The organism is Methylomagnum sp. (assembly GCF_054333355.1).
Genome location: NZ_JBTEKS010000319.1, coordinates 1 through 5,109, shown reverse-complemented (window position 1 = coordinate 5,109; position 5,109 = coordinate 1). Strand labels below are relative to the sequence as shown.

9 protein-coding genes are annotated in these 5,109 nt (G+C 56.9%); 7 read left to right on the top strand and 2 right to left on the bottom strand.

The features are described from left to right. From ACXWUF_RS18190 to ACXWUF_RS18180, 3 genes are all read left to right on the top strand, one after another. Nucleotides 1–298 (top strand): UPF0175 family protein (locus ACXWUF_RS18190; RefSeq protein ID WP_458496023.1); only part of this gene is annotated, 298 nt, incomplete at its 5' end. Further along, on the top strand, nucleotides 291–479 hold the full coding sequence (locus ACXWUF_RS18185; RefSeq protein WP_458496022.1) for a hypothetical protein: 189 nt from the start codon (nucleotides 291–293) through the stop codon (nucleotides 477–479). The genes ACXWUF_RS18190 and ACXWUF_RS18185, both read left to right, overlap by 8 nt. A 15-nt stretch (nucleotides 480–494) precedes the next feature. Beyond that, on the top strand, nucleotides 495–776 hold the full coding sequence (locus ACXWUF_RS18180) for a DUF3368 domain-containing protein (RefSeq protein ID WP_458496021.1): 282 nt from the start codon (nucleotides 495–497) through the stop codon (nucleotides 774–776). A 67-nt stretch (nucleotides 777–843) separates the two neighbouring features. On the opposite strand, the gene ACXWUF_RS18175 is transcribed toward ACXWUF_RS18180, so the two are convergent. Next, nucleotides 844–1,104: a UPF0175 family protein gene (locus ACXWUF_RS18175; RefSeq protein WP_458496020.1), complete on the bottom strand. Its 261-nt coding sequence runs from the start codon at nucleotides 1,102–1,104 to the stop codon at nucleotides 844–846. Between the two features lie 184 nt (nucleotides 1,105–1,288). Further along, nucleotides 1,289–1,996 (bottom strand): HNH endonuclease, encoded by a 708-nt coding sequence (locus ACXWUF_RS18170; protein WP_458496019.1) that lies wholly within the window; start codon nucleotides 1,994–1,996, stop codon nucleotides 1,289–1,291. Nucleotides 1,997–2,341: 345 nt separating this feature from the next. Here ACXWUF_RS18170 and ACXWUF_RS18165 point away from each other — a divergent pair, with 345 nt between their 5' ends. The 4 genes from ACXWUF_RS18165 to argA form a co-directional block, all read left to right on the top strand. Then, entirely contained in the window at nucleotides 2,342–2,689 is a 348-nt protein-coding gene (locus tag ACXWUF_RS18165) for a hypothetical protein (RefSeq protein WP_458496024.1), read from the top strand. Further along, entirely contained in the window at nucleotides 2,626–2,802 is a 177-nt protein-coding gene (locus tag ACXWUF_RS18160; RefSeq protein WP_458496018.1) for a ParE family toxin-like protein, read from the top strand. Before ACXWUF_RS18165 ends, ACXWUF_RS18160 begins: the two co-directional genes overlap by 64 nt. Nucleotides 2,803–2,815: 13 nt before the next feature. Further along, nucleotides 2,816–3,979 (top strand): acetylornithine deacetylase, encoded by a 1,164-nt coding sequence (gene argE, locus ACXWUF_RS18155; RefSeq protein ID WP_458496017.1) that lies wholly within the window; start codon nucleotides 2,816–2,818, stop codon nucleotides 3,977–3,979. Nucleotides 3,980–4,042: 63 nt separating this feature from the next. Continuing rightward, on the top strand, nucleotides 4,043–5,109 hold a 1,067-nt coding region (gene argA, locus ACXWUF_RS18150; protein WP_458496016.1), incomplete at its 3' end, for an amino-acid N-acetyltransferase.

Sequence of the window (5,109 nt, the reverse complement as noted above, 5' to 3'; positions counted from 1 at the left end):
AGCCGTAAACTATGCGGCCCATTCATCCTTTTTGAGGAGCATTATTGTGAGTCAAGTTATTCTCGACATTCCTGATGAAAGCTTAGTTTCGCTAAAGCTTTCCGATCAAGCCGCTGGTATGGAGATTCGTTTAGCCGCCGCCATGAAGCTTTACGAATTGGGCCGACTTTCTTCGGGCGCGGCGGCGCTGTTGGCGGGTATTCCCCGAGTGGTGTTTCTCGCCAAGTTGGCCGATTTTGGCATTGATACGTTTACGCTTACTGAAACCGATTTAGATCAGGAAACCCGCCTTGTCTGAAATTATCTGTAATACCTCGCCTTTGCAGTATCTGCATCAGCTTGGGCAACTGAGCTTATTGGAGCGCTTGGTGGGAAAAATGATTGTGCCGACCGCCGTGGTATTGGAACTTGCCGAAGGTAAGCGGCGCGGCGTTGATGTGCCCGACCCAGCGGCTTTGCCTTGGGTCAGCTTGCGGTAGCCACTGAGCCATAATGTGCTTCCGTTAATTACCGATTTGGGGGCCGGGGAATCGGCGGTTTTGGCGCTCGCTTTGGAGAGCCGGGATGCCGTGGTGATTCTTGATGATGGTTTAGCTCGACGCCATGCCCAGCGACTTGGACTGAGGCTGACCGGGACGCTTGGGCTGCTGCTAGATGCGAAGAAGGCTGGCTATATTGACGCCGTTTCTCCCCTTCTCGACGGGCTTCAGTCTTTGCGATTCCGTCTCGATCCTAAAACTCGCGAGGCCGTATTGCGGCGGGCAGGAGAGGGCTGAATTTAAACTGACTGATAATCCGTAGGATGGGCTGATGTGCGAAGCCCATCAATCGTGGGCTTTCATTTCATGGCAGCTTGTCGACATCGGCGAAGATTTCAGCCACTTCTTGATCGTCGTAATCAAAAATTGGCTCGCCTTCCAATTTCATTCGCTCGATAAAGTCGAGTTTACTGTATCCCGCCAATTCCGCCGCTTTCCCCAGCGAGAGCTTGTTTTTACGATACCATGCTAATGCCGAAAAAAACCGTATGTCGCGGGTGAATTCGGTGGCGTTTTCTCGCAAGGCAAACAAAATATCGTCGTTAATAGAAAATGCAATATTCATGGGGCTTACCTGAGAGTATTTATAATGCCTCGTCTCTGTAGGCTGCGGGATGCTACGCATTACCCACAAGTCCGAAATATTCAATAAAATCAAATATACGAGATTTCTCTAATGACATTGATTTCATTTGTTTTTTTGGACTTGTGGGTAATCGGTAGGCTGCGGGATGGGGGCACGAAGCCCATCAATCGCAAGCTATCATTTCTTTAATCTCTTCAATCGTCAATGGTGGCTCTCTTCTATGCAGCATAGCGTGACAGTTCGGACAGACTGGAACCAAATCTAGTTCTGGCTTTACGATATGTTCTTCAGAAATATCAGAGAGTGGAACCTTATGATGAATGTGAATATAATCTTTTCCGATAGCCCCGTATTTTTCTGAGAAATCAATGTCGCACGCCGCACATCTATATCCATGCTTGTTTATGCACATTTCTCTAGCAATAATGCTTCTCTCATATCGTTTAGATATGGCTATTTTTATTGACCCCTCGGTTATTGCAGTTTGTGCTGGTGATATGTAAACCTCACGCTTAATTATTACTTCCTTCGCAACCCGCACTCCTTGATCCGTTAATTTCCATATGCCTTTAGATGCTGGCATCACATATCTAAAGCTAACACAATCTTTTGCTCTTTGCACCAAAGCTTTCCAATAAATGGCATTTCTTCCATTTTTATATATATCATTATATGTTCGCCTTCTATCTATTTCTGGCAACTTGAAGTAATCAGCTAGCGGCTCATAGACATCCTTAGCTCTGACAGTGCAAGTATCTCCACCATTTTCATATATAAAAACAAGCAAAGGCTCTACTATTGAAAAATAATAAGGGTAAGAAATTATTATTTCGCCAATATCTGAAATTTTCCCGGATTCGGTGTTAGTCATTCTTTGTTACTCCATAGAAATGGCTTCTTGATATTTTTGGTTGTATAGGATGGACCGGCTACGATTGGCCTAATTTGAATTAGGCCGCAAAAGAACACATAATCTAAAACACTACGCCCCACATTCCAAGCCGTCAACCTTCCAAATCTATACGCTACCCCAATCAAATACTCCCCGTGACCTGCCCTTGGCACACCCCAGATAAAGCCGCCCCCGCCCTAATTCGCCACCTCGCCCCCACTAACGGGACACGCCACTCTCAAGCAAGCGCTTGGGAACAAGCAAAATCCCGCGTACCATCCCAACTCCACCGGAAAACATTTCGCGAACCCGAGGAACTCGCCCATGGTCACCGCCGAAGCCATCGAACAAGCCGTCATCCAGTTACCCCCCGCCGAACTCGACAAATTCCGGGCCTGGTTCGCCGAATTTGACGCAGCGGCCTGGGACCGGCAAATCGAAGCCGATGCCGCCGCTGGCAAACTGGACAGCCTGATTGAAGAAGCCCTGGCCAACTACCGCAACGGCCTGGCCCGCGAGCTTTTAAACACTACGCCTCCCGCCGCTTCTGGGCTTGTCTGGAGGCACTCCCGCCGGACATTCAGCAGCTTGCCCATCGCAACTACGCCTTGCCCAAGCACAACCCCAATCACCCCTCCCTGCATTTCAAACCAGTCCGCTCCGGGCAATTGAGAAGCGTGAGGGTTGGCTTGCATTACCGAGCGCTCGGCATTCCCGTGCCGGATGGTGTCCAATGGTTTTGGATAGGAAGCCAGGCCGAATACAACCAGTTGACGAAAAGCTAACCGGAATCCCACCGTGACCAACTCCCTCCCCAACACCCTCGCCATGATCCGCGCCCTGATCGCGGAGCCCACGGTCAGTTGCACCGATCCCCGCCTCGACCAAAGCAACCTGCCGGTCATCCACCTCCTGGCGGAATGGGCCGAAGGCTTAGGCTTCCGGGCCGACATCCAGCCCATCGGCGCGTCCAACAAGGCCAATCTCATCGCCACCTTGGGTGGCCCGGCGGACCAACCCGGCGGCTTGGTGCTGTCCGGCCACACCGACACCGTGCCCTGCAATCCCGAGCTATGGACCAGCGACCCGTTCCAGGCCACCGAACGCGACGGGCGGATTTACGGCCTCGGCAGTTGCGATATGAAAGGCTATTTTGCCCTGGTGCTGGAAGCCGCCGCCCGCTTCGATCCCAAGGACTTCCGCCGCCCGCTGGTGCTGCTCGGCACCGCCGACGAGGAAAGCTCCATGTCCGGTGCCCGCGCCCTGCTGGCGAACAATCAGCGGCTCGGGCGGCAAGCGGTCATCGGCGAACCCACCGGACTCAAGCCCATACGGATGCACAAGGGCGTAATGATGGAAGCCATCACGGTACGCGGGAAGGCGGGCCATTCCAGCGACCCGTCGCTGGGGGCCAACGCCATCGACGGGATGCACGCGGTGCTGGGCGAACTGCTGGCCTTCCGCGCCGAACTGAAAGCCAAGCACCGCCACCCGGCCTTCAAGGTGGATTATCCGACCATGAATCTCGGGGCCATCCACGGCGGCGACAATCCCAACCGAATCTGCGGCTGCTGCGAAACCCAGATCGACATCCGTCCCTTGCCCGGCATGGATTTGGACGAACTACATCAAGCCCTGCAAGACCGGCTCGCGCCCGTGCTGGCGAACCAGCCGGGCCTATCGTTGGAACTGCGTCGCTTGTTCGCGGGCCTGCCGCCCTTCGAGACACCCGCAGATTCGGACATCATCCGCGCCGCCGAGGAATTCAGCGGGGCCGAATCCGGCGCGGTGGCCTTCGGTACCGAGGCACCGTTCCTCAGCCAACTGGGGATGCAGACCGTGGTGATGGGACCGGGCCATATCGACCAGGCCCACCAGCCCGACGAATACCTGCCGCTGGACCACATCCGGCCTGCGGTGGAGATGTTGAGTAAGCTCATCGAGCGCTTCTGCATCCCCTAACGTAGGTCGGGCTTAAGCCCGACCTACATTCGCTCTGAACCCCACGCTCAACAAATCGCTTTCATGCCCCACACCAACCCCGCCGCCGCCTTCGTCCGCTGGTTCCGCGGCTCATCGCCCTACATCCACGCCCACCGGGGCAAGACCTTCGTCGTGTACTTCGGCGGCGAGGCGGTGGCTAACCCGTCTTTTCCCGGCCTCGTCCACGACTTCGCTTTGCTCAACAGCCTGGGCGTTCGGCTGGTGCTGGTTCACGGCATCCGCCCCCAGATCGACGCCCGGCTGACGGCGCGTGGCCTGGACGCCCATTATCACCAAGGCGCACGGATCACCGACCGGGCCGCGCTGGAATGCGTGAAGGAAGCGGCGGGCACCGTGCGGGTGGAGATCGAAGCCTTGATGTCCATGGGACTGGCGAATTCGCCCATGGCCGGGGCGCGTATCCGCGTGGCCTCGGGCAATTTCGTGGCGACCAAGCCGGTGGGCGTGCGGGACGGCGTGGATTTCCAGCACACCGGCGAGGTGCGCCGCATCGACGCGGACGGCATCCGCGCCGCGCTGGACCGGGGCGACGTGGTGCTGCTGTCCGCCGTCGGCTATTCGCCGACCGGCGAGATATTCAACCTGCGCTCGGAGGAAGTCGCCACCGCCGCCGCCATCGCGCTCAAGGCCGACAAGCTGATTCTGTTGAGCGAGGAAGATTGCGTGTCCCGCCAGAACGGCGAGTTGCTGCGGCAACTCACGACCGCCGAGGCGGACGCGCTGCTGAAAGACCCGAACGCCCTGCCCTCCGACGTGGCAAGCCATCTTCGCGCCGCCGCCCGCGCCTGCGCGGAGGGGGTGGAGCGGGCGCATTTGCTGAGCCGCCACATCGACGGCGCGACCCTGCTGGAACTCTTCACCCGCGATGGCGTGGGCACCCTGGTCAGCCGGACGCCGTTCGAAGCCTTGCGCACGGCGCGGGTGGGGGATGTGCCCGGCATTCTGGATTTGATTGTGCCGCTGGAACAGAAGGGCGTGCTGGTGCCCCGCTCCCGCGAGCGGCTGGAATCGGAGATCGAGGATTATTTGGTCATCGAGCGGGACGGCACCATCGTCGGCTGCGCCGCGCTGCACGCCTTCCCCGCCGA